The organism is Rheinheimera marina (assembly GCF_042654345.1).
GTDB lineage: Bacteria > Pseudomonadota > Gammaproteobacteria > Enterobacterales > Alteromonadaceae > Pararheinheimera > Pararheinheimera marina.
This window is the reverse complement of the sequence record NZ_JBHSGB010000010.1, coordinates 1-24,223: the sequence shown is the minus strand read 5'-3', so window position 1 is coordinate 24,223 and position 24,223 is coordinate 1. Positions and strand designations below refer to the sequence as shown.

26 protein-coding genes and 1 riboswitch are annotated in these 24,223 nt (G+C 50.8%); of the genes, 10 read left to right on the top strand and 16 right to left on the bottom strand.

The genetic code is table 11. From position 1 onward, the window contains the following. Nucleotides 1-201 precede the first annotated feature (201 nt). Both nhaB and ACFO3I_RS09735 read right to left on the bottom strand, forming a co-directional pair. Entirely contained in the window at nucleotides 202-1,788 is a 1,587-nt protein-coding gene (gene nhaB, locus ACFO3I_RS09740) for a sodium/proton antiporter NhaB (protein WP_377333761.1), read from the bottom strand. Nucleotides 1,789-2,025: 237 nt separating this feature from the next. After that, entirely contained in the window at nucleotides 2,026-4,086 is a 2,061-nt protein-coding gene (locus tag ACFO3I_RS09735) for a S9 family peptidase (protein ID WP_377333759.1), read from the bottom strand. 257 nt (nucleotides 4,087-4,343) lie between these two features. Here ACFO3I_RS09735 and ACFO3I_RS09730 point away from each other — a divergent pair, with 257 nt between their 5' ends. Then, on the top strand, nucleotides 4,344-4,526 hold the full coding sequence (locus ACFO3I_RS09730) for a MerR family transcriptional regulator (RefSeq protein WP_377333757.1): 183 nt from the start codon (nucleotides 4,344-4,346) through the stop codon (nucleotides 4,524-4,526). Here ACFO3I_RS09730 and ACFO3I_RS09725 read toward each other — a convergent pair. From ACFO3I_RS09725 to mgtE, 5 genes are all read right to left on the bottom strand, one after another. Continuing rightward, nucleotides 4,512-5,405: a phosphotransferase gene (locus tag ACFO3I_RS09725; protein ID WP_377333756.1), complete on the bottom strand. Its 894-nt coding sequence runs from the start codon at nucleotides 5,403-5,405 to the stop codon at nucleotides 4,512-4,514. The two genes, ACFO3I_RS09730 and ACFO3I_RS09725, sit on opposite strands and share 15 nt — an antisense overlap. Next, nucleotides 5,366-5,983: a nicotinamide riboside transporter PnuC gene (gene pnuC, locus ACFO3I_RS09720; protein WP_377333755.1), complete on the bottom strand. Its 618-nt coding sequence runs from the start codon at nucleotides 5,981-5,983 to the stop codon at nucleotides 5,366-5,368. Before pnuC ends, ACFO3I_RS09725 begins: the two co-directional genes overlap by 40 nt. Then, a complete protein-coding gene (locus ACFO3I_RS09715) occupies nucleotides 5,980-6,228 on the bottom strand; it encodes a hypothetical protein (RefSeq protein ID WP_377333753.1) in 249 nt (82 codons plus the stop codon). Before ACFO3I_RS09715 ends, pnuC begins: the two co-directional genes overlap by 4 nt. Nucleotides 6,229-6,238: 10 nt before the next feature. Continuing rightward, nucleotides 6,239-8,314, bottom strand: a complete 2,076-nt coding sequence (locus ACFO3I_RS09710; RefSeq protein WP_377333751.1) for a TonB-dependent receptor — start codon at nucleotides 8,312-8,314, stop codon at nucleotides 6,239-6,241. A 53-nt stretch (nucleotides 8,315-8,367) separates the two neighbouring features. Further along, nucleotides 8,368-8,464, bottom strand: a riboswitch (TPP riboswitch). A gap of 87 nt (nucleotides 8,465-8,551) precedes the next feature. Further along, nucleotides 8,552-9,901, bottom strand: a complete 1,350-nt coding sequence (gene mgtE, locus ACFO3I_RS09705) for a magnesium transporter (RefSeq protein ID WP_377333749.1) — start codon at nucleotides 9,899-9,901, stop codon at nucleotides 8,552-8,554. Between the two features lie 222 nt (nucleotides 9,902-10,123). Here mgtE and ACFO3I_RS09700 point away from each other — a divergent pair, with 222 nt between their 5' ends. The 3 genes from ACFO3I_RS09700 (at nucleotide 10,124) to ACFO3I_RS09690 (ending at nucleotide 13,488) form a co-directional block, all read left to right on the top strand. Further along, the gene (locus ACFO3I_RS09700) at nucleotides 10,124-10,930 is read left to right on the top strand and encodes a DUF432 domain-containing protein (protein WP_377333747.1); all 807 of its coding nucleotides are present in this window, start codon (nucleotides 10,124-10,126) and stop codon (nucleotides 10,928-10,930) included. Further along, on the top strand, nucleotides 10,930-11,763 hold the full coding sequence (locus ACFO3I_RS09695; protein ID WP_377333746.1) for a mechanosensitive ion channel family protein: 834 nt from the start codon (nucleotides 10,930-10,932) through the stop codon (nucleotides 11,761-11,763). The genes ACFO3I_RS09700 and ACFO3I_RS09695 overlap by 1 nt, the downstream gene beginning before the upstream one ends. An 87-nt stretch (nucleotides 11,764-11,850) precedes the next feature. Beyond that, nucleotides 11,851-13,488, top strand: a complete 1,638-nt coding sequence (locus ACFO3I_RS09690; RefSeq protein WP_377333744.1) for a BamA/TamA family outer membrane protein — start codon at nucleotides 11,851-11,853, stop codon at nucleotides 13,486-13,488. A 15-nt stretch (nucleotides 13,489-13,503) separates the two neighbouring features. Here the strand turns inward: ACFO3I_RS09690 and mutM are convergent, their stop codons facing one another. The 5 genes from mutM to radC all read right to left on the bottom strand — a co-directional run bounded on the left by mutM (nucleotide 13,504) and on the right by radC (nucleotide 16,167). Further along, nucleotides 13,504-14,319 carry a bifunctional DNA-formamidopyrimidine glycosylase/DNA-(apurinic or apyrimidinic site) lyase gene (gene mutM / locus ACFO3I_RS09685; RefSeq protein WP_377333743.1) on the bottom strand — a complete coding sequence of 272 codons (816 nt, stop codon included), beginning with the start codon at nucleotides 14,317-14,319 and terminating at the stop codon, nucleotides 13,504-13,506. A 2-nt stretch (nucleotides 14,320-14,321) separates the two neighbouring features. Next, nucleotides 14,322-14,792, bottom strand: coding sequence for a hypothetical protein (locus ACFO3I_RS09680; RefSeq protein ID WP_377333741.1), 471 nt, complete (start codon nucleotides 14,790-14,792; stop codon nucleotides 14,322-14,324). Nucleotides 14,793-14,922: 130 nt separating this feature from the next. Then, nucleotides 14,923-15,078 (bottom strand): 50S ribosomal protein L33, encoded by a 156-nt coding sequence (gene rpmG / locus ACFO3I_RS09675; RefSeq protein ID WP_031566726.1) that lies wholly within the window; start codon nucleotides 15,076-15,078, stop codon nucleotides 14,923-14,925. A gap of 11 nt (nucleotides 15,079-15,089) precedes the next feature. After that, nucleotides 15,090-15,326, bottom strand: a complete 237-nt coding sequence (rpmB, locus tag ACFO3I_RS09670; RefSeq protein WP_377333739.1) for a 50S ribosomal protein L28 — start codon at nucleotides 15,324-15,326, stop codon at nucleotides 15,090-15,092. Nucleotides 15,327-15,492: 166 nt separating this feature from the next. Further along, entirely contained in the window at nucleotides 15,493-16,167 is a 675-nt protein-coding gene (radC, locus tag ACFO3I_RS09665) for a RadC family protein (protein ID WP_377333738.1), read from the bottom strand. An 82-nt stretch (nucleotides 16,168-16,249) separates the two neighbouring features. Here radC and coaBC point away from each other — a divergent pair, with 82 nt between their 5' ends. From coaBC to slmA, 3 genes are read left to right on the top strand one after another with little or no spacing between them, the layout of a single operon-like run. Then, nucleotides 16,250-17,461 carry a bifunctional phosphopantothenoylcysteine decarboxylase/phosphopantothenate--cysteine ligase CoaBC gene (coaBC, locus tag ACFO3I_RS09660; protein ID WP_377333736.1) on the top strand — a complete coding sequence of 404 codons (1,212 nt, stop codon included), beginning with the start codon at nucleotides 16,250-16,252 and terminating at the stop codon, nucleotides 17,459-17,461. Beyond that, nucleotides 17,458-17,916 (top strand): dUTP diphosphatase, encoded by a 459-nt coding sequence (gene dut / locus ACFO3I_RS09655; RefSeq protein WP_377333734.1) that lies wholly within the window; start codon nucleotides 17,458-17,460, stop codon nucleotides 17,914-17,916. Before coaBC ends, dut begins: the two co-directional genes overlap by 4 nt. 18 nt (nucleotides 17,917-17,934) lie before the next feature. Further along, nucleotides 17,935-18,528, top strand: a complete 594-nt coding sequence (gene slmA, locus ACFO3I_RS09650; protein WP_377333732.1) for a nucleoid occlusion factor SlmA — start codon at nucleotides 17,935-17,937, stop codon at nucleotides 18,526-18,528. Nucleotides 18,529-18,576: 48 nt separating this feature from the next. On the opposite strand, the gene ACFO3I_RS09645 is transcribed toward slmA, so the two are convergent. From ACFO3I_RS09645 to rph, 3 genes are read right to left on the bottom strand one after another with little or no spacing between them, the layout of a single operon-like run. Beyond that, nucleotides 18,577-18,948 carry a diacylglycerol kinase gene (locus tag ACFO3I_RS09645; RefSeq protein WP_377333731.1) on the bottom strand — a complete coding sequence of 124 codons (372 nt, stop codon included), beginning with the start codon at nucleotides 18,946-18,948 and terminating at the stop codon, nucleotides 18,577-18,579. 9 nt (nucleotides 18,949-18,957) lie between these two features. After that, the gene (pyrE, locus tag ACFO3I_RS09640; RefSeq protein ID WP_377333730.1) at nucleotides 18,958-19,602 is read right to left on the bottom strand and encodes an orotate phosphoribosyltransferase; all 645 of its coding nucleotides are present in this window, start codon (nucleotides 19,600-19,602) and stop codon (nucleotides 18,958-18,960) included. Nucleotides 19,603-19,611: 9 nt separating this feature from the next. Beyond that, the gene (gene rph / locus ACFO3I_RS09635; RefSeq protein WP_377333728.1) at nucleotides 19,612-20,325 is read right to left on the bottom strand and encodes a ribonuclease PH; all 714 of its coding nucleotides are present in this window, start codon (nucleotides 20,323-20,325) and stop codon (nucleotides 19,612-19,614) included. 126 nt (nucleotides 20,326-20,451) lie between these two features. On the opposite strand from rph, the gene ACFO3I_RS09630 reads away from it, so the two are divergent. Continuing rightward, nucleotides 20,452-21,312: a YicC/YloC family endoribonuclease gene (locus ACFO3I_RS09630; RefSeq protein WP_377333726.1), complete on the top strand. Its 861-nt coding sequence runs from the start codon at nucleotides 20,452-20,454 to the stop codon at nucleotides 21,310-21,312. A 200-nt stretch (nucleotides 21,313-21,512) separates the two neighbouring features. After that, on the top strand, nucleotides 21,513-22,757 hold the full coding sequence (locus ACFO3I_RS09625) for a tyrosine-type recombinase/integrase (protein WP_377333724.1): 1,245 nt from the start codon (nucleotides 21,513-21,515) through the stop codon (nucleotides 22,755-22,757). On the opposite strand, the gene ACFO3I_RS09620 is transcribed toward ACFO3I_RS09625, so the two are convergent. Further along, nucleotides 22,745-23,302 carry a hypothetical protein gene (locus ACFO3I_RS09620; protein WP_377333722.1) on the bottom strand — a complete coding sequence of 186 codons (558 nt, stop codon included), beginning with the start codon at nucleotides 23,300-23,302 and terminating at the stop codon, nucleotides 22,745-22,747. The two genes, ACFO3I_RS09625 and ACFO3I_RS09620, sit on opposite strands and share 13 nt — an antisense overlap. 103 nt (nucleotides 23,303-23,405) lie before the next feature. Here ACFO3I_RS09620 and ACFO3I_RS09615 point away from each other — a divergent pair, with 103 nt between their 5' ends. Then, nucleotides 23,406-23,933: an H-NS family histone-like protein gene (locus ACFO3I_RS09615; protein ID WP_377333720.1), complete on the top strand. Its 528-nt coding sequence runs from the start codon at nucleotides 23,406-23,408 to the stop codon at nucleotides 23,931-23,933. The last annotated feature ends 290 nt before the right edge of the window (nucleotides 23,934-24,223 follow it).

Below are 24,223 nucleotides of genomic sequence, written 5' to 3'. Positions count from 1 at the left end.
CCCGGCGTCATCAAAGGCACCAGGAAAACGACCAAAGCAGCGCGCAACGAGGCGGGCCGAAATCAATCAGTCCAGCATTATCAAAAATTTCAGAATGTTATACCTGCCAGCCTGCTGCCTGTCCAGCCAAACCGGACTGCCGTGCAGTGCAGTGGGATAAAGCAAAGACAAGAGGCAACCGCAGTTGCCTCCTTTTGGCGATTAATGCCCTGAAACCTGGTTACTGACTGCCGCCGGGTCAAAGTGATGGATCCAGCCATGGGCGTACATCCAATGCGTCACTTCTGGCAATACAAAGACAGTGGTAAGCAAACCAACAGAGGCCAGCACCAGTGTATAAGGCAACGCCATCCAGACCATTTTCATATAGGACAAGCGGATAAGCGGGGCCAAGGCACTGGTCAGCAGGAACAGGAAGGCCGCCTGGCCATTTGGCGTGGCCACACTCGGCAGGTTGGTCCCGGAGTTAATCGCAATCGCCAGTAGTTCAAACTGCTCGCGGCTGATCTGGCCTGACTGCCAGGCTGCTTTGACTTCATTGATATAGACGGTGCCGACAAACACATTGTCACTGACCATCGACAAGGCGCCATTGGCCAGGAACAGCATTGCGAGCTGATTCTGCCCATCGAATGTCAGCACCCAGTCAATCACAGGCTTAAACAAATGCTGGTCAATAATCACCGCCACTACAGCGAAAAACACCACCAGCAACGAGGTGAACGGCAAGGCCTCCTGGAAAGCTTTGCCTAGTTGGTGTTCATCGGTGACACCACAAAAGGTTGTCGCCAGAATAATTACCATCAGACCTATCAGACCGACAGACGCCAGGTGCAGACTCAGGCAGACAATCAAAATCACCGCAATCAGACCCTGAACCCATAATTTGCTGATATCTGAACTGGTCATGCGTTCAGTCTGGTAATTGTCATAGGCAATTAACACATCTTGCACCGGTTGCGGCAACCGCACACCAAAGTCAAACCAGCGCAGTTTTTCCAGCACAAAACAAGTCAATAAACCAGACAACAATACTGGCACGCTAATAGACGCCATACGCAGCGCAAACTCGGCAAAATCCCAGCCGACAGCTTCGGCAATAATCAGGTTTTGTGGTTCACCGACCATGGTCGACACCCCACCCAAGGCAGTACCTACACCAGCATGCATTAGCAGGTTACGTAAGAACCCGCGAAAAGCGTCCAGATCGGCACGGGACAGTTCATGCACTTCACTGTCTTCATTATGGTTATGCGGGTCCTGAAACTTCTTACCTGAAGAAATTTTGTGGTAGATCGCATAGAAACCAACACCGACCGCAATAATCACCGCGACAACGGTCAGCGCGTCCAGAAAGGCAGACAAAAAGGCTGCCATGCAGACAAAAGCCAGCGACAAAGTGGTTTTTGACCGTACACGGATCAGCAACTTCGTAAAGACAAACAACAGCAGGTCTTTCACAAAGTGGATACCAGCCACCATAAAGACCAGCAACAGAATCACTTCGATATTGACGGAGACTTCATGCATTACTTTGCTGCTGCTGGTCATGCCCATCGCGACCGCCTGCAGGGTCAGCAAACCACCAGGTTGCAGCGGATAACACTTCAGCGCCATCGCCAGCGTAAAAATGAACTCCACAACCAAAGCCCAACCTGCCAGATAAGGGTTCTGGATAAACAAAATGGGGTTAATCAGTAGAAAAGCGATAATGGTGAGTTTGTACCAGTTAGGTGCCTGACCTAAAAAGTTGTTGTAGATGGCCAAGGACATGCCGGATGCTTTCATAAGCGTTACCTGAATTATGGTTATTATGTGACTGCTATAAAAACCATAGCTGATAATTCTGTCCAGTTCATGACAGAACAAAAAATTCAGCTAAGTCATATTGTTATACAGAGCACAAAAAACTTTGTCTACCGGCAGGCGTCGGGAATTGAGGCAAAACCGCTGCTGGTTACGCCTGACACACCCAAAAATTTGAAAAAAACCGCAGTCCAGTCCGGACTGCGGCAGGACAAGAATTTAGGAACCAGGTTGGTTCAGCAACGAAAGAATAAAGGCATATTCCTGCGCTGTTTCGTGTAAGCGGGCAAAACGTCCCGACTTACCACCATGGCCTGCTTCCATATTTATTTTGAATAACAGCGGGTTAGAGTCTGTCTTCATGGTACGTAACTTGGCAACCCATTTGGCAGGTTCAAAGTACTGCACCTGAGAATCATGCAGACCTGTGGTCACCAGCAGCGCCGGATAAGCCTGCTTTTTCACCTGATCATAAGGCGAATACGACAACATATAGTCGTAAAAGGCTTTTTGCTTCGGATTGCCCCATTCATCAAATTCATTGGTGGTTAGCGGAATGGATTCGTCCAGCATAGTAGTGACCACATCGACAAAGGGCACATGAGCCACTAAACCGCGGTATTTCTGCGGCGCCATATTGGCAACAGCCCCCATTAATAAGCCACCGGCGCTGCCGCCCATACCAAAAACTTTGTCTTTGGCGGCATAACCTTCAGCCACCAGGTAATCCGTTACCGCAATATAGTCAGTAAAGGTATTGATTTTATTCAGTAACTTACCTTGTTCATACCAATGGCGCCCCATTTCCTGACCGCCGCGGATATGGGCTATTGCATAAACAAAACCGCGGTCGACCAAAGACAACACTGTTGAACGGAAATAAGGGTCCGTCGAGTTGCCGTAAGAGCCGTAGGAGTATTGATACAACGGCGCAGTGCCATCCTGTTTAAAGTCTTTTTTATACAATAAGGACACCGGGATTTTGCTGCCGTCTTTGGCTGGCGCCCAGACACGAGCTGTTTTGTAGTGGGTTTGATCAAAACCACCCAGCACTTGCTGCTGCTTCAACAACACCCGCTCACCGGTTTTCATATTCACCTTGTACACACTGTTCGGTGTGGTTAAAGAGCTGTAGTTGTAACGCAGCCAATCGGTATTCTGTTCCGGATTTGTCTCGAAATCCGCCACATAAGATGCTTCATCCGACGCTACATAAGTCGCTTTGCTCAGATCTTTCCAGGGTAAAACCCGGATCCGGCTTAAACCATCACTGCGCTCATTAATCGCCAGGTACTGGTCAAATAACTGGAAGCTTTCAATAAAAATGCCATCGTCGTGCGCCAGCAGCGACTGCCATTTACTGCGATCACCAATGTCTTTGTCCGCCACCGTCATCAGACGATAATTCGGTGCCTGCCAGTCGGTGCGGATCACCCAACGGCCCGCCTGATGGTCGGCGTCGTATTTAAAATCACGTTGGCGTGGTGCCAACAGCTGAAACTGGCCATTTGGCTCTGCTGCTGACAAGACACGGAACTCATTCGACACCGTGCTCTCCAGACCAATGACGATATATGCGTCATCACTGCTGGTGCCGACCCCCATATAAAAGCTGTGGTCGGTTTCTTCATAAACCACAGGGTTTTTCGCCGCATCGCTGCCCAGACGGTGTTTCTTCACTTTGGTGCTGAGCAGGGTCACTGGATCATTTTCGATATAAAACACCGTTTTATTGTCGGCAGCCCAGGCAATGGAAGCGGACAAACCGGTGATCTGATCCGGCAAATCTTTCCCTGTCGCTATGTCGCGGAATTTCAGACTGTATTGGCGACGGCCATTCAGGTCTTCCATATAGGCCAGCGTTTTTTGATCCGGACTGACTTCCCAGTTGCCAATCTGATAAAAGTCTTTGCCTTGTGCCAGTGTATTTACATTCAGCAGGATCTGTTCCGCACCACCAGCTTTAGGCTTACGGGCATAAATCGGGTACTGCTGGCCTGTCTCAAAGCGGGTGTAATAGGTGTAATCACCTTTGTCATAAGGTACCGAGCTGTCGTCTTGTTTGATGCGGCCGACAATCTCTTTATCCAGTTGGTCCACCAACGGCTGCTGACCCGCGGTCATTTGCTGGTAATACTGATTCTCTGCATTCAGGTAGGCCAGCATTGCCGGGTCTTTGCGGCTGTCGTCACGCAACCAGTAATAAGGGTCCGCACGTTTTCCAAACGGCGATTCGACGTCATAGGCTTTGGTTTGAGCTTGTGGTGCTTCTGCTGCCATCGCGGTTGCTCCGGAAAAAACGCAAGCCAGCGCCAGGCCGACTAAAGGGGTTTTAAACATAATGGGGTCCCAAGCGTGTTAATTATCACAAAAATCTAACACAGCCTTCACCAGCCACTACAAATAATTTGTAACGAAATCTGAGTGTTCAGGTTGTCTGTCTGCCTAAAAAACAGTAAAACAGTAGTAACGCGTACAAGCGTTTGGTAAAAACAGAGATACACTGATTTTGGGTTAATAGGGCAGGAAACAAAACGATGGCAACAATGACCGTGGCGCAAGTCGCAGAATTCTTGGGCATTCAGGATATTCGCGTTGAACGGCTGGCGCGGGAAAACTTACTGGTCCCATGCGACAAAGACGGCGATGGCAAACCTTTGTTTGAAGAAGACGACGTCAAACGTTATAAAATTCTGGCAGAGCGCTTAGGCGGTTTGTGACAGTAACTGCAGCAACTGCCTGCGGGTGGTTGCTGCAGCTTCCTGATGCCTCGGGTCCCGGTTTTTCAGCTGTTCGGCCTTATACCATAACCAGGCAAACCCCAAGGTCAGTCGTTTGACCAGCTGGTATTTGTGCTTGTCGATGGCGCTGGCTTGTTTACCTCGCGCTTGTGTATACAAGGCCAATACATGCTGCTCGGCTTCCTCGTCCAACCCATAGTTCCAGCATAAGCTTGCCAGGTCGAAACAAATATCGGCCAACTGACAGTATTCAAAATCGATCAGCCAGAGCTGACCTGCCGACCAAAGCAGGTTGGCCGGATTCAGGTCCATATGACACAAGCCAACCTCAGGCAGGAAAAATTGCAACTGACGCGCTTGTTCCAGCAACTGCTGGTACAGCGACTCGTCGGCTGTGGCCCAATCCATGCTGAGTTGTTGTTTTAAATGCTGCAAATAAAGCCAGGGGTCCAGCACTGGGGTTTGCACCTTTAACTGATGCAATACAGCCAACCTGGCTAACACAGTCGCCAGATGCTGATGTAGCTTGTCTGCACTGGTATGTTCGGCGTCCGATAAATACTCACACACCAGCATCCGCTGATGGTTGTTCAGACATAAAGGCGCAGGCGCCAAGCCGGCAGCTGCAGCCGCATGCTGGCAGCGCAGCTCTTGCTGACGACGCACAGGCAACACTGAATCCGCATAGTGCCGCACTGCGTAGTGGCCTTGATCAGTCTTGACCCTAAAGGTTTGCGTTAGCTGACCAAAGGTCAATTGCTCCAGTTGTAACGGCTGATGCTCAGCAAAAAACTCCAGCCTTTGGCATAACGCCCAAATCAAGCTGGTTGCTGTTGCTGCCGGTAACTCTGTCGCCATAAGAAAAACCCTGCCAATGCTATCAGGGTGTAGAGTACAAAAAGTGCAGTGGTGAAATACAGGTGTTTTTCGATATAGACATAAATACATACCGCATCAATGACCACCCAATACAACCAGTTCGACACCACTTTGCGTGCCACCAAAAACGTCGCCAGTACGCTGAAGGTGGTGGTTTGTGCATCCACCCAGGCAAAATCAGCCTGGGTGTAACGGTTCATCAGGTAACCCAACAGTAAACCTGCACCGGCTGTCGCCGCAATTAGGCGACCATGAAACACCAGACTGAACTCCGTCATACCGTGCTGATGGGACTGTTGTTGCTGCAACCGACGCCAGTTATACCAGCCGTACAGCGCCATACCGGCATAATAAATCTGCAGTAAAGCGTCGGACAGCAGCGCCGAATGCCACATGATATGGCTGTACAACAAGGTGCTGAGCAGCGCGGCCGGCCAGCACCATAAGCTTTGCTTTAACGCCAGCAACACATAAGCCAGCGCAGACAACACAGCCAGCAGTTCCAGCTGTGTCATCAGCGCCATATCGGCAAAAAGCTGCTGCCAGAGTGCGGTCATGGTCGCAGATCACCATGCAGAAATTTCACCACAAACACTACTTTGCCATAGCGTTCAAAGGACCAGCGAATGCCTTCCGACAGCGCCGCCATCACCTGGTCATAGTCACCAAACACCTGAGTACTCAGGGTATTGGTGATCACATGCAGTTCCGGTTTCTGGTTCAGCAACTCAATAAAGCCTTTAATCGGCTCAATGTAGTGTTCGGTCAGTGGGTACTTACTGATCTCAATAGATAATTGCATTTGGCTCTCCTCAGAACTGGTAACGGGCACTGACGCCAAGACGGCGCGGTTCACCCAATTGCTCATAGGTATGCTCAGCGTAGCCATCTCGTGGGTCATTGCCGAAATAGAAACCACGCACACCATAGTCTTCATTCAACGCATTGCGGCTCCACAGCGCAAACTGCCATTGGTCAAGCTGGTATTGCAGGCGCAGGTTGACCAAATGCATCTGATCCGATTTGGCGTCATGACTGTCGGAATAATAAAACGCCGCTTTACTCTGCAGTGCCAGGTTCAGGCTCCAGCGCTCCGCCAGTAGCCATTCAGACCCCAGTTGATATTGATAGTCAGGTGCGTGCGCCTGATCCCGCCCGGTTTTGTCGACACCTTCTTCGGTGATAAAACCACGAATTTCGCTGCGAAGTAACCCCAGAGTCCCGTACAAAGTCCAGTCCGGTCTGAACTGGTAACGGCTCTCCAGCTCCAGGCCATAATTACGGCCCGACGCCGCATTGTCGATAAAGCCGATAAACATCTGGTCACGCGTGACCCAGCTGTTCACTTGCATATCGTCCCGCCACATGGCAAAAAGCGCAACCCGGCTCACCAGAGTCTGCTCCGCGTTACTGGCTTTGACGCCAAACTCGGTATTCAGCAAGGTTTCCGGAGCAAAGCTGGCGCGTTCACGTAAGTAGTCAGCCAGGGCGGCAGAACCGGTGGCGTCGGCTTTGCCTAAGGCTTCACCGTTCACCCCACCCGCTTTGTAACCTTGCGACACCAAGCCATACAGGCTGGCTCTGTCGCTCAGTTGATAACTCAGGCTGGCCTTGCCGCCGAACATCCAGTCATCGTCCTGCCGCGTTATGCCTTTGCTGTCACTATACTGATCCTGATAACGCTCCGCGCGACCTCCCAAGGTCAGCTCCAAATCCGAAGCCAGCGCCAGGCTCAGCTCACCAAACAGCGCACTGTTTTTGCGTTCAAAATGACTGAAAAACTGCGCTGGCGCCCAGGCGTCCCAGTCCCAGTACTGCCGCTCTAAGTCGGTCTTTTGCTGGCTGTGGTACCAACCCGCTACCCAATGGCGATCGGTAGAACTAACCAGGCGCTGTTCGGCACTCCAGTGGGAGCGGTCGCGTAAATAGCGGTCCGTCGTACTGTACCCATCCGGATGAATGCCGTCATAGCTCCAGTCTTCATCAAAACCATAATCGGTATCGGCGTTCAGGTAACTCAGCTGGCTGAATAAACGTGCAAAGCCAAAACCGCTGTAATCCGCGCTCAGCATTGAGCCCTGGCTGCGCTGCTGGTCCTGCCCGGGTTGGTCCGACAAGGTGGTACGGTTACGGTCCAGCGAAAAGGCATCATAGCCATTATCCAGGTCACGCCAATGCGTCACCCAATCCAGCGTCAACTGTTCGGTCGCCAGATAACGCAACGCCAGTTTGGCCGTGGTTTCATCAATGTTGTTGGTGTCGTCGCGCTGCAGGTAGTTGTTGTCGATAAAGCCGTCCGACTGCTGATGATCAACTGCCAGCCGGAAGGCCAGTTTGTCGGTCAGACCCTGACCATAGGCTGCACTCAATTGCAGGCTGTCGTAGTTGGCAAAGGTTGCTGCCAGTTCGCCGCTTGGGTCAAAGTCGGCCCGGCGCGACTGTAAATTCAGCATGCCTGCCATAGCATTGGCACCAAATCGGGTCGCCTCCGGGCCACGGAATACTTCCACCTGCTCCAGATCAAACAAAGAACTGACACCCAGAATGGAATAATCGATGCCGTCAATCAGCACCCCGACTGACGGGTTGATGCTGTCGACAAACTCGCTACGCTCGCCAACGCCACGCACTTGCAGAAAGCGGCCGCGGGAGGCGCCGGCCGAGAAATTCAGGTTGGCTGCCTGTTGCAGTAAATCATCCAGATGCTGGGCATTCTGGCGCTGCATATCGGCGTCGGTAAAGACCGCAATGCTGCCTGGAATTTTATTGAGTTGCTGGCTACGAAAATCGCCTTTAACTTCGATGGTTTCCACCACGCTGTCATCGGCCTGAACAAAAGCACAGCTGACTGCGCTTAACGCAATGAATAGACGGGATAATCTACGCATTTGTGACTTACTCCAGTGAAATCAGAAAAACGTAGGATCACCAGAGCAAAAGGAAATGAGGTTAGTACCATCCCTCCGCCGGTATGATCCGGATCAGGTTCTAAGGGTTCGCCTGACGGCGTCTCAGCTTTCGCACCCCTTGGTTCGCCGCGCACTATAACGGCTTTTTTTGAGAGCGACAATCCGGATGGCTAAAACTTTTGTCGTACTTGGGTATACACACAGAACACCGGCGCTTTACAACACCAGTTCTAAGTACCAGCTGGCAATGGAGAAATAAATCACCACACCAGCCACGTCAGCAATTGAGGTGATCAAAGGGCCACTGGCGGTGGCCGGGTCCATGCCAAAACGACTCAGTAAAAACGGCAACGACAAGCCAATCAGACTGCCGATCATCACCACCAACAACATGGTGGCGGCCACCACTACACTGATATCGGCACCGCCGCGCAGGAAGCCAAGCCCTGACACAGCCGCCGCCATGGTCAGGCCCAGCAGGCTGGCAATCAGCACCTCTTTGCCCAGCATTTTGCCCCAGTCCCGCAATTTAACGTCCCCAGTCGCCAAAGCACGCACCATCAGGGTGCCCGACTGGGCGCCGGCATTACCGCTACTGGCAATCAGCAACGGCAGGAAAAACAGCAGCGCAATATGTTGGGAAATCACTTGTTCAAACAGAGCCAGGCCAGCACCGGAGAAAATATTGCCAAACACCAGTACCACCAGCCAGACCACTCGTTTGCGATACAGCAGGCTGATTTTGGCGTCTTTGACACTGCCTTCTAACTTACCTATGGTGGCGGTTTTGTGGAAATCTTCGGTGGCTTCGGCGGCTGCAACGTCCATCGCATCATCGTGGGTGACAATACCAACCAATTGCCCTTGCTGATTCACTACAGGAATTGCCAGCAAGTCGTAGCGGGCAATCAGTGCCGCCACCTCTTCCTGAGAACTGTCTGCCGTCACCTGAATTGGGTCATGCTTCATCACGTCATCAACTAACGCAGAAGCAGGCGCCAGGATCAGTTCACGCAGTGACAAGGCACCAATTAATGCTCTTTTCTCGTCGACCACATAGGACAAATAAATGGTTTCTTTGTCCGGCGCCTCATGACGCAGTACCTCAATGGCTTCACTGACCGTCAGGTGCGGCGACAGCATAGCATAGTCCGAGCTCATAATGGCGCCGGCAGTGCCTTCGGAATAGGACGACAAACTCAGAATGTCGTCGCGTTCCGCCTGTGCCAAGGCAGGCAACAAGGCTTGTTTCTGCTCGTCAGAGAATTTGTTAAATAAGTCCGCCCGTTCATCCGACGACATCTGCCGGATCAGAGGCGTAAAGCGGGCCCGGCTGATGCTGTGTGCCAGCTGCACTTGCTGCTCCAGCGGCAAATAGACAAAAATTTCGGCCTGACGTGCCAACGGGCACTGGGTCAGTAACTGCCATTGGTGTGCCGGTGAGAATTCCGCCAGCGCCGCAGCCAAATCGGCTGGGTGGGTGTCGGCCAGTTTATCGGCCAACTCAGAAAAGTCGCCGCTTTCCAGAGCCGCCCGTAACAGATGGATCAATACCAGAAGTTCCATAATTACCTCAGACTAGCGGTTGTCGTGAGGCAGGAACCAATCACTACAACCAGATAAATAATTGACGAGTTGAATTCAGGCCAGGCCTGTGACTGGGCACGTCCATAAAACGGACTCTCCTTCAGGGTTTGTGTGCTAACTCATTGCTGAGTCGGTGAAAAACGCGCATTATTTTACGCGTTAACGGCCTGAACCTCAACTTAACCCCTGCAAGGAATTTCTATGTGGCTGGATCCGCAGAGCCAGTGGTGGCAAGCACAAACGCTGAATCATCAACAAGTCGTACGGCTGCAGATAGGTCCTTTGGTTGTGTATTTACAGCGCAAAACCGGTGAATGGTGGCTGCATACCGAGCAGCTGACCGAACCGGAACAAAATATGGCTCACGCCAGTTACTTGCCGGAGTGGCCACTGCACAAGGTCTTCAGCCGCTATGTGTTCACCCACGAACCATTGCAGTTTTGCCTGACGCCCTTGTTGCAAGACAGGCCTGTGGTGGTGAAAACCCGCCAGCCAGTGTATTTACCTGTGGGTGAAGAAGTGACCTTTTACATCAGCAGCCCTGTGGTGATAAGGCTTGAGTTGAAGCAACCGGATATTCTGCTGCAGGAACTACCCACCCAACGCTTGTCTGACACCTGGTTTGGCCCGAACACACAGGCGGGTGAGCTGTGTTATGCCGACAAAACCCAGGCCAGACACAGTAAAGAGGAATTGCCTGCCCGCGCGCACCGGGCTATCACCCCAATTCGGGTGAAGAACAACTCCAGCCAGATGATGAGTATTGAAAAACTCAGCCTGCCATTGCCGTTTCTGTCGTTATATGGCCTGCCAGATGGTTCGCTCTGGACAGATTTAGTACAGATTGATCATCAGAATGACGCAGAGTTGTCACGCTTAAACATTCATAAACAAATGCCTCCCGGACACGCGAATGCTATCCGCTTAAGCCGGCCAAGACAGGCATTCGAAAAACACGGTTTATTCCGTGTCTTCAGTGATTTATTTCAACATACGGAGCGCAGTTGATGTCGCTGGATACCATTCTGAATTACTTTGACTCCCAGAGTTTTTTCCAACTGTTACGTGCAGTGCTGCTGTTTGCTTTTGGCTTTCTGGCGGCCAGCCTGCTGTCAAAAGCCGCCTTTAAACTCAGCTTAAAAAAATTCAGCCCTCATCATGCGTCCTTAACAAAACGGCTGGTGTATTGGCTGGTGCTGGCGCTGTTTATCGCCACCGCCCTGAAACAACTGGGCTTTAACCTGGGCGTACTGTTAGGTGCAGCCGGGGTACTGTCAGTCGCCTTGGGGTTTGCCTCACAAACCTCGGTATCAAACCTGATCAGCGGCTTGTTCTTAATTGGTGAACGCCCGTTTCAGATTGGTGACACCATCCGGGTCGGCAGCACCACAGGCGAAATACTGTCCATTGACTTGTTGTCGGTGAAAATCCGCACGCCGGAAAACCTCTTTGTGCGGATCCCGAACGAAAGCCTGATTAAAACCGAAGTCACCAACCTGACCCGCTTTCCAATACGTCGCTTGGATTTGCTGATAGGCGTGGCTTACAAAGAGCAAATCAGCCAGGTCAGAGCTATTCTGCTCCGCGTGGCTGACGAGCACCCATTTTGCCTGGATGAACCGGCACCGGATTTTCGCTTTTTAAATTTCGGGGAATCCTCGTTGGATTTGCAACTCTCCGTCTGGACCCGCAAAGAAAATTACCTGGCGTTGAAAACCGGCCTGCTTGAGCAAATCAAACTGGCGTTTGACAAAGAAGGCGTGGAGTTTCCTTTCCCGCAACGCGAGCTAAGCTTAAGCGAACCGAGCCAGAGGTTTTTAAAGGAATGGAAATCTCAATAAAAACAGCTACTTTACAAAATGCAGCCTGACAAGCTAAGGTCTGGCTATACGATTTGATCAGCATTCGGGCTCACGAAGGAGATTTCCATGCGCTTCCTGATGGCAGCAATGTTGTGCTGGATATCGATGCCTGGCAGTACCGTGGCTTTTGCTTCAGAGCTGGAAAATTGCGCACCGCTGCAAACCGGAGCTAACCTGTCGTCATTACAAGGCAAACCGGTTCGGGCTATTCGGGTACAAAGCGAAGATGTGTTTGATCTGGAAGCAGAGAAAGTCTACTGGTTTCATCACCTCGCCAACCGCACCCACAAAGTCACCAAAGCCGACACCATTTTGGAAGATGTGTTGTTTAAAGCAGGCGACCCGCTGGATGCCGAAGCGTTGCTGGAAACCGAGCGTTTGCTGAGGACCCGGCGTTACTTACGCAAAGTCGAAGTCAAAGCGACTGAACAATGTGCCGACGGCTCTGTGGTCGTCACTATCCACACCTGGGATAACTGGTCGTTATTGCCCAATATCTCCTTATCCCGTGAAGGCGGCGAAAGTAAAACTGTGCTCGGGCTGGCGGAAGACAACCTGTTTGGCACCGGAAATCAGGTCAATCTGGATTACGAAAATGACAGCGAGCGCAAGAGCTACCTGCTGAACTTCCGCTCCCCTAACCTGTTTGGCAGCCACTGGAACCTCAATACCCTGTACGCCGATAAAACCGATGGCGAGTCTTATTTGCTGGCATTAGAACGCCCCTTTTACCGGCTGCATGCCCCCTGGGCCTTCGCCTTTCACATCGAAACCGACAGTGAAAATGTCAACGAATACCTGCGCGGTGATGAGATCAATGAATACCAGCGCAAACTGGATCTGCTGCAACTGTCATCCGGCTGGAAAATTGCGGAAACCGGGCATTGGGTGCAACGCCTTAGCCTGGGGCTGGACCGCCAGCAGCTGCAATTTAGCCCGACAGCTTTAACCGACTTTGGCATGCCCGAAAACCGTGATTTATCGCAACTGTGGCTAAGTTGGCAGTTTGTCGGAGCCGAATACCGGCAACTTTATAATGTGTATCAATTTAACCGGGTGGAAGACATTAATTTTGGCTGGCAGGCCAGTGTGCAGCTGGGATGGTTGCAACCCGGGCTGGGCGCCGACCACAGCGGCTGGTCACTGAAAGGAAGGCTCGACAAGGCCTGGCAACTCAGCCCGACTGACTTACTGATTGGTCAATGGCAAGCCGAACAGTTACAGCAGGCTGAAGTGAATCAATGGCTGATCAGCAGTTATGCGATGTGGATCCATCAGCTGGATAAGAATCAAAGTCTGGTGGGGCAATTAACCTATGCCCATGGTCAGGATTTATTCCGCGACCAGCGCCTCAGCCTGGGCGGCGATACCGGCATGCGGGCTTACCCTTTGTATTACCAGACAGGTGAGCGGCTGGCGTTGGCGACAGCGGAATACCGCTACTACAGCACCTTATCCATCGCCCAGATCTTCGACGTAGGTTACGCTGCATTTGCCGATGTGGGCCGCACCTGGGGTAGCAATCCGGCGTTACCAGAAGGCACAGCAGGCCAAAGCCTGTATGGTGTCGGCCTGGGGATTCGATTGCTATCCAGCCATAGCAGCCGGGGCACCATGATCCATATCGACCTGACCAAAGCCCTGCATGAAGAAGGCGATGTTTCAGGCTTTGAATGGCGAATTCTGGCGAAACGCCGTTTCTGACCACCTGCTTTGGTGCTAGCGCTCCGGCTGGCAATGCGGGCAATACACGGTGCTACGCTGGCCAAGCCGTATTTCTTGCAGCTCTGTGTTGCAGCTAAAGCAGCACTCGCCGCCGCGACCATACACCAGCAGTTGCTGGGCGAAGTAACCGGGTTTGCCATCCACCTGACTGAAGTCTTTCAGAGTGGTGCCGCCTTGGGTAATGGCTTTGGCCAGGGTTTGTTTGACGATGGCCGTCAAACGCTCGGCTTGAGGCAAGCTCAGTTGATTGGCCGGCATGGTCGGACGGATCCCAGCCTGAAACAGCGCCTCGTTTGCATAAATATTACCGACCCCCACCACCACCTGATTGTCCATCAACACCAGTTTGATCGCGCTGCTGCGTTTACTGCAGGCCTGAAACAAATGCTGCGCAGTAAAGTCTGGTAATAAAGGTTCAGGGCCCAAATTGGCCAGCAGCGGATGCACTGAGTTTTTATCCTGCCAGAGCACAGCGCCAAAACGGCGGGTATCATTCAGCCGCAATAACTGGCCTGAACTCAGCAGTATATCCACATGATCGTGTTTACCGGCCACAGAGTTTTGAGGTAACACTTTCAGGTTGCCGGACATACCCAAATGAATAATCAGCTCGCCAGCTGGCAGGTGGATCAACAGATACTTGGCGCGACGACTGACATCCAGCACGGGTTGGTCACGTAATGCCAGCACTTCGTCAGGTATAGGCCAGCGCAACTGGCGCTGCCGCACCACCACTTGTTCAATACGTTGCTGTTGCAGGTGCGGGCTGATCCCTAAGCGGGACACTTCAACTTCTGGTAATTCAGGCATAGTTATCGTAGGGCGGTTGGAAAAATTTGCTGGGCTTCGGTCTCGGTCAGACGGAACCAAAGATCGGTGTCGACGGCTTTCAGCCACCACTGTTCATCGGCCTGATACAGCTGCCAGTGCTGCTGCGCAGGTTTGCCGGCGAGCCAGGAAAACACTTCTGAACGCAGTACTGGCTGAATCGGGTTTAATGGTGATGGCGCCGCCAGAGTCCCCTGCTGCCAGTAGGTCACTAATTGCTGCAATTGCGCATCGGACAAAGCGACAGGTTGCACCCGCCAGACTGGGCCTGCGCGTTCCACCTGATGCGCCGGGTAATGTAAGGCCAATAATGCCTGGTTGGCAGGCACCAGTTGCGTCGGCGCTGCTTGCTCACCGCGCTGCCAATACTCCGGCAACACCACAAAAAGCCCAATCAACACCAACACAGTGTAAATCAATACATTGTTCCAGCTGGTTCTGGATAATCGAATCATTGGTACAGCTCCTGCGTCACTGCTGACAGGGTACCTGCTAGGGTCGGCCTTGTCACTGCTGTCATTTTTCTGGCTGCAGAAAACAACAAACCCGGCTTGTGGCCGGGTTTGTTGTTGAAATCGAATTCGATTATTTGATTTTCGCTTCTTTGAAAATCACGTGCTTACGCACTTTAGGGTCGAATTTTTTGATTTCCATTTTTTCTGGCATGGTACGCTTGTTCTTATCAGTAGTGTAGAAAAAGCCAGTACCAGCAGAAGAAACTAAACGGATTTTATCGCGCATAATTTATTTCCTTAAACCTTCTGACCGTTTTTACGCAGGTCAGCTAATACTGCATCGATACCATTCTTATCGATGATACGCATACCTTTAGTAGATAAACGTAAAGTTACAAAGCGGTTTTCGCTCTCAACCCAGAAACGGTGAGTTTGCAGGTTAGGCAGGAAACGACGCTTAGTCGCGTTGTTGGCGTGTGAACGACGGTTACCTACCATCGGACCTTTGCCAGTGATTTGGCACACTCTAGACATGTCAATGTTTCTCCAAAATAACTTCAGCTCGAGCTTCTTTCATCCTTCTGGCCAAGAAGAATGCCCCGGACTTCTGAAAGGGCGCAATTTATACACGAAAGCCTGAACAAATTCAAGGCAAATCTGTATTTGATTCCGACGATCGTGAGCGGATCCTTTCCGATCATCACAGCCAGCCGCGTTCAGCAAAGGAAACAACCTCAGCGTCGCCGACGACAAAATGGTCCAATAACTTAATATCGACTAGGGACATCGCCTGATTCAGGCGTTCGGTTATGGCTCTGTCAGCACGGCTTGGCTCTGCAACTCCGGATGGATGATTGTGAGCCAAAATAACGGCGGCGGCATTATGCGCTAAAGCACTCTGAACTACAATACGCGGATACACGGGAGAAGCGTCGATCGTGCCAAAAAATAACGGTTCTGCGCAAATCAGCCGGTGTTGGCTGTCCAGATACAACAACATAAAAATTTCGCGCTTCTGTTCAGCCAGACTTTGCAGCAAATAACGCTTCACCAAAGCAGGCTCCGTAAACACAGTTTCGCGCTGCAAACTTTGCATTAAATAGCGCCGGCTGAGCTCAAGCACCGCTTGCAACTGCACGTACTTGGCCTGCCCTAAACCACGGCCACGGCAAAACTCCACTTCACTGGCGGCCAGCAAAGGCCGTAAGCCACCAAAGTCTTGCAGTAGCTGGCGGGCCAATTCGACGGCGTCCAGCCCCCGGACACCGGTGCGTAAAAAAATTGCCAGCAGCTCACCATCCGACAGGCTACCAGCCCCTTGTTGCAATAATTTTTCTCTGGGCCTTTCACTTTGTGGCCAGTCACAAATTGCCATCACACACCTCCTTTGTGTTTTGTTTTCCTTTAACTTTCCGTGTTATCTTAACGCCCCATGAACACCTCAGAATCTCGCTGCAATGAGCTTAGCCCTGGCCAATAAACGTATTCTGCTTGGCATCACTGGTGGCATTGCTGCTTATAAAAGTGCCGACCTGATCCGCCGCTTAAAAGAACGGGGCGCGGATGTCCGGGTGATCCAGACCGACGCCGCCCGTGAATTTATTACGCCGTTAACTTTGCAGGCGCTGTCCGGCAATCCTGTCAGCCACAGTCTGCTTGACCCAGCCGCAGAACTGGCAATGGGTCACATTGAACTGGCCAAATGGGCCGATTTAGTACTGGTGGCGCCCGCTTCTGCAGACGCCATTGCCCGCATTGCGCATGGCATGGCCAACGACTTACTCAGCACCTGCATTCTGGCCACCGCAGCGCCAGTGGCGATAGCCCCTGCGATGAACCAGCAGATGTATAAAAATATAGCGACCCAGGTCAATATAGACAGGCTTAAGCAACATCATTTTTACATTTGGGGCCCGGCCGCCGGTGAGCAAGCCTGTGGCGATGTGGGCCCGGGGCGTATGCTGGAACCACTGCAGCTGGCCGAATTAGTCGTACAATTTTTTCAGCCCAAACCACAGCTGCTGCAAGGACTGACAGTCACCATCACGGCTGGACCGACCCGCGAAGCGATAGACCCGGTGCGTTATATCTCCAACCACAGTTCCGGCAAGATGGGCTTTGCGCTGGCGCAGGCCGCTGCCGAACTGGGTGCAAAGGTTCAACTGATTGCTGGCCCGGTCAGTTTACCTACACCAGCCGGTGTGCAGCGTATTGATGTGCAAAGCGCCGACCAAATGCATCAGGCGGCTCTGGAGCTTGCCGTCAGCAGCCAGATCTTTATTGGTTGTGCCGCCGTGGCTGACTACAAAGTGGCGCAGGTGGCGGCACAAAAACTGAAAAAGACTGCGGACGACAACCTGAGCCTGCAGCTGGTGAAAAACCCGGACATTATTGCGGCAGTGGCAGCCCTTCTGCAAAACCGGCCTTTTACTGTCGGCTTTGCGGCCGAAACTCAGGATGTGGCGAGCTACGCCAAACAAAAACTGCAGAAGAAAAAGCTGGATTTAATTTGCGCCAACGACGTATCGGTGCCAGGCCAGGGCTTTAATGCCGAGCAAAATGCTTTAACCGCCTATTGGGCTGACGGCGAGCAGCCCTTCGCCTTACAAGATAAAAGCCAGCTGGCTGAACAACTTATTTCTTTGATTTACAAGCGGTACTCACAATGAAAAAAGCTATTGACCTGAAAATTCTCGATGCCCGCATTGGCACCGAATTCCCATTACCAGCTTACGCAACACCAGGCTCAGCCGGGTTGGATTTACGCGCCTGCCTTGACGCTGTTGTCGAGTTAGCACCGGGTCAAACCACCCTAATCCCTACCGGCCTGGCGATTCATATTGGTGACGCCAATTTATGCGCGACTATCCTGCCACGCTCAGGCCTGGGCCATAAACATGGCATCGTCCTCGGCAACCTGGTGGGCCTGATTGACTCGGACTACCAGGGCCAGCTGATGGTGTCGGTATGGAACCGTGGTCAGGATAGCTTCAGTATTCAGCCAGGCGAGCGTATTGCTCAACTGGTGTTTATGCCAGTGGTGCAAGCCGAGTTTAATCTGGTCAGTGATTTTGACGCTTCAGAGCGTGGCGAAGGTGGTTTTGGTCATTCAGGCCGCAGCTAACAGCAGACAGGGATTGGCATGGCGACCATAAAAAAAACCAACCGCAAGGAAGATATTCTGCAGGCGTTGGCAGCAATGCTGCAAAGCCATGCCGGACAGCGAATTACCACAGCAGCACTGGCCGCTGAAGTTGGCGTGTCGGAGGCGGCCCTGTACCGCCACTTCCCCAGCAAGGCCAGGATGTTTGAGGGATTGATTGATTTTATTGAAGATACCCTGCTGTCCCGCATCAACGCCATTTTGCAGGAACATAAACAAACCGAACAACGCATTGAACTGATTATGCAGCTGCTGCTGATTTTCGCCGAACGCAACCCGGGTATTTGCCGCATTCTGACCGGCGATGCCCTGCAAGGTGAACAGGAACGATTGCAGGAGCGCATCAGTGCTTTGTATGAAAAACTGGAAACTCAGCTCAAGCAATGCCTGCGTGAACGCAAACTGCGGGAAGGCAAAAGTTTCAGCGTGGACGAAGGCGACTTAGCCAACCTGCTGCTTGGCATTTGCGAAGGCAAACTGCAGCAGTTTGTCCGCTCTGGTTTTGAGCGCCAGCCAACGGCACAGTGGCCGAACCAATGGGCACTGCTGCAGCGCAGTATTTTTGCCCTGTAACGGCATTAAAAAAGGCGGGTTTACCCGCCTTTTTTACATCACAAGCAATTACGCAAACTTCTGCCAGATGGCTCCAATCCACACCAAAGTGACAAACAGCAGCGCCAGGCTCACAGCGGCAGAGCCCATATCTTTGGCGCGCCCCGACAGTTCATGACGTTCCAGACTGACCCGGTCGGTCAGCGCCTCAATCGCCGAATTCAGCAGTTCGACAATCAGCACCAACAACCAAACGCCCATCAACAAGGCAAACTGAGCAAAGTCTGCTGCCAGATACCAGGCAAAAGGCAACGCCAGCACCGTCAGCGCCGCTTCCTGCCGGAAAGCAGCTTCGTTAATCCAGGCCGCAGCCAGGCCTTTACGGCTGCAATCGGCTGCTTTCAGCACCCGGCCAAAACCGCTGCCATTGGGTTTGGTCATGGATGGTCCTTAATTCACACCGTACTGGGCACGGTAGGCTTTCACCGCATCCAGATGGTCTGCCAGTTCAGGTTTATCCTGCAGGTACTGGATCAGATCTGTCAGGCTGACGATAGACACCACTTTGGTGTTGAAATCACGTTCCACTTCCTGAATCGCAGATAACTCGCCTTTGCCTTTTTCCTGACGGTCCAGTGCAATCAACACCCCCGTCAGTTCGGCGCCCGCTTGCTGAATGATCTGCATAGATTCACGAATGGCGGTGCCTGCAGTAATCACGTCGTCCACCAGCATCACCCGGCCTTGCAGTGGCGAGCCCACCAGGCTACCGCCTTCACCATGGGTTTTCGCTTCTTTGCGGTTAAAGCAATAAGGCACGTCTTTGCCATGATGGTCAAACAACGCCACCGCTGTAGTAGTGGCAATAGGAATACCTTTGTAAGCCGGGCCAAACAGCAGGTCAAATTCCACGCCAGCGTCTTGCAGCGCAGCGGCATAAAAGCGGCCTAAGCGGGCTAAATCGCCACCTGTGTTAAACAAACCGGCGTTAAAAAAGTACGGGCTGGTGCGGCCGGATTTTAAGGTGAACTGGCCAAATTTCAGCACCTGACGCGACAGCGCGAACTCAATAAATTCTTTCTGAAATGCTTTCATCAGTGCCTCTTATGCCAGAACTTTTTTCTGTTCGTCGATAATTTCACGAATGGCATGACGGGCCAGTTCAAGCATGTTTTGCATTTCGTCGAAACTGAAAGGCTCAGCTTCAGCAGTGCCCTGAATTTCAATCAGCTTGCCGGTTTCGGTCATCACCACATTCATGTCGGTGTCGGCCGCTGAATCTTCCACATACTCCAGGTCGGCAATGGCTTCGCCTTTGTACACACCGACAGAAACCGCCGCCACCATGTATTTCAGTGGGTTGGTTTTAATCAGGCCTTTACTACGCATATGATTCAGCGCATCGACTAAAGCCACACAAGCACCGGTAATGGCCGCAGTGCGGGTGCCACCATCAGCCTGAATGACGTCACAGTCGAAGGTGATGGTGTTTTCGCCGAGAATAGATAAGTCCACCGCAGCACGCAGCGCACGGCCAATCAGACGCTGGATTTCCATAGTGCGGCCAGATTGCTTGCCACGAGCGGCTTCCCGGTCGTTACGGGTATGAGTGGCGCGAGGCAACATGCCATATTCCGCTGTGATCCAGCCTTTGCCCTGGCCTTTCATAAAACGTGGCACCCCTTCCTCCACGGAAGCCGTACATAAAACCTTGGTATTTCCAAACTCCACCAGCACCGAACCTTCGGCATGAGCAGTGAATTGACGGGTGAACGAGATAGGACGAATTTGACCAGCAGTTCTGCCACTTGGACGCATGATGGAGCCTCTGTCAGCTGAAAAATGTGCCTTATTATAGGGATTTCGCTGGCCCGATGCCATCCATTAGCGGAATTGAGGTGAACTGGGTATACTCGGTTTTATTTTCATTTTCAGGACCTTGTTATGATCCACAGCATGACCGCTTATGCCCGGCACGAAATTAAAGCCAGTTGGGGCAACGCCGTCTGGGAAATTCGCTCAGTGAACCAGCGTTATCTGGAGACGTATTTCCGTCTGCCAGAACAGTTCCGTGGCCTGGAAGGCCTGCTGCGGGACAAACTGCGTCAGAAGCTGAACCGTGGCAAGCTGGAAGTGAATTTGAAGTACAGTGCCAGTGCCGCCACAGGTGAGCTTGCCATCAACGAACAGCTGGCCAGCCAGCTGATGAAAGTGGCCAGTTCACTGGCAGAGCACAGCAGCAAAGCCCAGCTGAATGTGCTGGATATTCTGCGCTGGCCAGGTGTCATGGAAAGTCAGGAATCTGACCTCGACAGCCTGCAGGCCGAACTGCTGGCCGGTTTTGACGCCGCGTTGACTGACTTTTTAGCGGGCCGTGGCCGCGAAGGCGCCGCCATCGAACAAATGCTACAAGACCGCCTTGCTCAAATTGCTAACCACGTCAGCAAATTACGCCAGCACTTACCACAAGCGCTGCAATGGCAACGCGACAAAATCGTCGCCCGCCTGCAAGAAATTAAAGCCGAACTGGACCAAAACCGCCTGGAACAGGAAATGGCCTTTTTAGCGCAAAAATCTGATGTGGCAGAAGAGCTGGACCGCTTAGACGCCCATATCAAAGAAACCCGTCACAGCATCAAACAAGGTGGCGCGGTCGGCCGCCGGCTGGACTTTATGATGCAGGAATTTAACCGCGAAGCGAACACCCTGTCGTCCAAGGCAATTTCGACAGAAATTACCAATACAGCCGTGGAATTAAAGGTGCTGATTGAGCAGATGCGGGAGCAGGTCCAAAACGTCGAATGATTTTTCAAGCTGGTTCAAACTGAACCACCTAATCGTAAGTGACTGATATAAAAATAATTACCTAATCAACCTGTATCTTTCTGGCTCAAGTAGCGTAAAGCCGATGGTTACTAGTTTGGTTACCAGTTACCCTATTGCAAGACCTCGAAATGGTTACTAGTATAAGCTCCATAAGTGTCGAATTTATGGAGCTTTTTCTTATGACAACCACAACCGTTGCCGAACTCAAACAAATCATCAGCGCTGGAACTCCTGTCCGTAAGCCTGTTGGTGACAACCTCTACTTCCGTTTAAACCAGTACAAGGTGGCTAGTTGGGAATTCCGTTATGTCATCAACGGTAAACGACGTTATATGACCATAGGCAATTATCCTCAGCTAAGTCTCAAAGAAGCTAGAGAAGTAGTCATTGGATTGTCAGATCTTAGAGACGAAGGCAAAGATCCACTGGTCGAGAAAAAAAGAGCTTACGCAGCGAACCTGCACACTTGCGAAATGCTTTTTCAAGATTGGTACAAGCATGACTTAGAACCAAGAATTAAACATGCCAATATTCCGTACCGAATTTATAACAAGCACATTAAACCGATCCTTGGTGAACTATCGGTTGGTTCTGTTACGCCTTTAGACGTTCGTAACGTACTAATCAGTATTCGCGAAAAAGATGTTCCAACAATCTGCAACGATGCGCTGATGTATATGAAGCAGATGTTTAGACATGCCATCAAACTTGGCCTGATTGATTCCAATCCAGCAGCCAGTTTCACGACCAACGATGCAGGCGGTGTCGAAGATGCTAAAAGCAGAGCGCTCAGCGAGTCTGAGATTGCCGAAGTGTTTCGTATATTTCGTGAAAACATCAGCAGTTTTGGCCGTGATAACTATATATCTTGCTGCCTATTTCTGATGCTTGGTGTGCGTAAGTCAGAGTTATGCGAAGCGAAATGGTCTGAATTCGATTTAGACAATGGACTTTGGAACCTGCCAAAAGAACGGATGAAGACAGGTGTACCAATCACAATTCCGTTACCGACACAGGCACTGACATTATTCAAGATCCTCAAAGTGCAAGCTGGTTTCTCTGAATATGTCTTTCCAGCAAGACGCGCTAGCAAAACACCGCATATGGGTTCTGACACCTTAAATCGAGCAATCACCAAATGCTTTGGTCATGAAGCAGGCCGCAAGGTGCAACCAAAAAATTTGATGGGCGATATCACGCACTTTAGTGTGCATGACTTGCGTCGCACCTTTCGGACGCTTTGTGCAAAATTGGGGATTTCAGGTGATGTGGCAGAACGCTGCTTAAACCATAAACTTAAAGGTGTTGAAGGTATTTATGACCGTCATGACTACTTAGAGGAACGTCGAGTCGCGCACCAACGAGTTGCTGATGCGCTTGAAAAACACTTCGACCTGAAGAGCATGAGTCCCTATTTATCCTGAGTTTCAAACTCTTCATCGATCTTTTTGAAAGTACCAGGGGGGACGACATAGACCTCCCTTTTTACCCGTTCCGGCAGTTTAGCAACCACTTTGACGCCAGAAAGACGTTTACCAGCTTTTGGTATTTTGTCTGACGTTGGTAACTTATCAGCAGCTAACTCAAGTAATGTTCTGATAGCAACTTGGTAAGATACTCTTCGCTTATTCAAATAACCTGCAACTGATGACTGCAATTGCGCAGCCAGTTCTTTGCTTAAGGTAATTTTCTTTTTCGATAACGCATATCGACGCGACTTTTCAGCATCGATGATCTGCTTCTTGAGTTTTGGTAAATCAGCTTTGTCGGAAATTTTGTCGATCAACTTATTCAGCTTTATAGCTGCATCAGTCTGCTCCTTTTTCTTCAGTTTGCTAAAGCCATCCAACAGCACAAGACATTGCTCTACATATTTGAACGCTGAATGCTCAGGTGATACATCACTGCGCAATTTATTAATCACAGATTTTGCGCCATCCTTGAATACGCGTATTTTGATAGTAGCCATAACTTAAGCCTCTTTAACCATGTGAATGAACAAACAATAGTGCATGACACGCAGAAATTGAGTAACCTAAAGGTATTAGATCTCACCAACACTTGGAAATACCATGTCTATTCTGCTTGATAAAAAAGAACTGAAAAAAGCCGCCAAAGAAATCTCTGTTGCCAAAATTCATGAAGCGATTGAAGTACTGCAATCAGTCATCGCTGATCGTCAAAAAGAAATCGATACCATCGAACAAATTAAACAACTGGCAAAAGCACAAGGTTTCTCTTTAGAGCAACTTGGTCTGCAACTCACAACCAATGTTGTTGCTGAAGTGGTTGAAGAAAAAGTCGAAGCTGGAAAACGTCCGACAAAACCAAAGTTCAAAACTCTGAATCCAGAAAGTCAGTTTTTCTATGTTGAAAACGGCAAGTTACACTTGCTGAAAACGCACACCATGAAAAAAGGTCTCGAAGATCGCGGTATCAAAGTTGTGCCATTTGCCAAGGTCGAAAAGAAATTTCAAAGTGAGATATCACCACTTATTGCTGAAGCAGTAGCTCAAGCGACAGAAAGTTTTAACGCTAAAGTTGAAATTTGGAATGCTTGGGCAGCACAGAATGGTGAAGAGATTCTAGCAAAACGCTAATAAATCATCGGACGCCAAGAACTTATAAATTATTTTATAAGTTCTTGTGTGATTTTATGCAAATTTATATAAACAATAAACACCAACTCTATAATATGAATGCACGACATACAAGGCATATAATGACATGCAAATGAAAGTCGTTCTTATATAATTACTATAACTCGAAAAAAGCATCTGAATTCATCAAACGGTAATCATCCCTTAAATTAACTGACGTCAAAAGTAGAATTTTCTCGTACGATAAACGCAGGAGATTCTGCATATGAAAACATCAAAATTTAGTGACA

Bases quoted from the DNA above. Each gene is read 5' to 3' on its own strand.
- rph (WP_377333728.1), bottom strand. From the start codon at position 20,325: ATGCGTCCAAGTGGCAGAACTGCTGGTCAAATTCGTCCTATCTCGTTC.
- pyrE (WP_377333730.1), bottom strand. From the start codon at position 19,602: ATGAAAGCATTTCAGAAAGAATTTATTGAGTTCGCGCTGTCGCGTCAG.
- radC (WP_377333738.1), bottom strand. From the start codon at position 16,167: ATGGCAATTTGTGACTGGCCACAAAGTGAAAGGCCCAGAGAAAAATTA.
- mgtE (WP_377333749.1), bottom strand. From the start codon at position 9,901: ATGGAACTTCTGGTATTGATCCATCTGTTACGGGCGGCTCTGGAAAGC.
- ACFO3I_RS09715 (WP_377333753.1), bottom strand. From the start codon at position 6,228: ATGCAATTATCTATTGAGATCAGTAAGTACCCACTGACCGAACACTAC.
- ACFO3I_RS09620 (WP_377333722.1), bottom strand. From the start codon at position 23,302: ATGGCTACTATCAAAATACGCGTATTCAAGGATGGCGCAAAATCTGTG.
- slmA (WP_377333732.1), top strand. From the start codon at position 17,935: ATGGCGACCATAAAAAAAACCAACCGCAAGGAAGATATTCTGCAGGCG.
- ACFO3I_RS09725 (WP_377333756.1), bottom strand. From the start codon at position 5,405: ATGGCGACAGAGTTACCGGCAGCAACAGCAACCAGCTTGATTTGGGCG.
- ACFO3I_RS09695 (WP_377333746.1), top strand. From the start codon at position 10,930: ATGTCGCTGGATACCATTCTGAATTACTTTGACTCCCAGAGTTTTTTC.
- ACFO3I_RS09645 (WP_377333731.1), bottom strand. From the start codon at position 18,948: ATGACCAAACCCAATGGCAGCGGTTTTGGCCGGGTGCTGAAAGCAGCC.
- ACFO3I_RS09680 (WP_377333741.1), bottom strand. From the start codon at position 14,792: ATGATTCGATTATCCAGAACCAGCTGGAACAATGTATTGATTTACACT.
- rpmG (WP_031566726.1), bottom strand. From the start codon at position 15,078: ATGCGCGATAAAATCCGTTTAGTTTCTTCTGCTGGTACTGGCTTTTTC.
- dut (WP_377333734.1), top strand. From the start codon at position 17,458: ATGAAAAAAGCTATTGACCTGAAAATTCTCGATGCCCGCATTGGCACC.
- ACFO3I_RS09615 (WP_377333720.1), top strand. From the start codon at position 23,406: ATGTCTATTCTGCTTGATAAAAAAGAACTGAAAAAAGCCGCCAAAGAA.
- rpmB (WP_377333739.1), bottom strand. From the start codon at position 15,326: ATGTCTAGAGTGTGCCAAATCACTGGCAAAGGTCCGATGGTAGGTAAC.
- ACFO3I_RS09625 (WP_377333724.1), top strand. From the start codon at position 21,513: ATGACAACCACAACCGTTGCCGAACTCAAACAAATCATCAGCGCTGGA.
- ACFO3I_RS09630 (WP_377333726.1), top strand. From the start codon at position 20,452: ATGATCCACAGCATGACCGCTTATGCCCGGCACGAAATTAAAGCCAGT.
- ACFO3I_RS09710 (WP_377333751.1), bottom strand. From the start codon at position 8,314: ATGCGTAGATTATCCCGTCTATTCATTGCGTTAAGCGCAGTCAGCTGT.
- ACFO3I_RS09700 (WP_377333747.1), top strand. From the start codon at position 10,124: ATGTGGCTGGATCCGCAGAGCCAGTGGTGGCAAGCACAAACGCTGAAT.
- pnuC (WP_377333755.1), bottom strand. From the start codon at position 5,983: ATGACCGCACTCTGGCAGCAGCTTTTTGCCGATATGGCGCTGATGACA.
- nhaB (WP_377333761.1), bottom strand. From the start codon at position 1,788: ATGAAAGCATCCGGCATGTCCTTGGCCATCTACAACAACTTTTTAGGT.
- mutM (WP_377333743.1), bottom strand. From the start codon at position 14,319: ATGCCTGAATTACCAGAAGTTGAAGTGTCCCGCTTAGGGATCAGCCCG.
- ACFO3I_RS09690 (WP_377333744.1), top strand. From the start codon at position 11,851: ATGCGCTTCCTGATGGCAGCAATGTTGTGCTGGATATCGATGCCTGGC.
- ACFO3I_RS09730 (WP_377333757.1), top strand. From the start codon at position 4,344: ATGGCAACAATGACCGTGGCGCAAGTCGCAGAATTCTTGGGCATTCAG.
- coaBC (WP_377333736.1), top strand. From the start codon at position 16,250: ATGAGCTTAGCCCTGGCCAATAAACGTATTCTGCTTGGCATCACTGGT.
- ACFO3I_RS09735 (WP_377333759.1), bottom strand. From the start codon at position 4,086: ATGGCAGCAGAAGCACCACAAGCTCAAACCAAAGCCTATGACGTCGAA.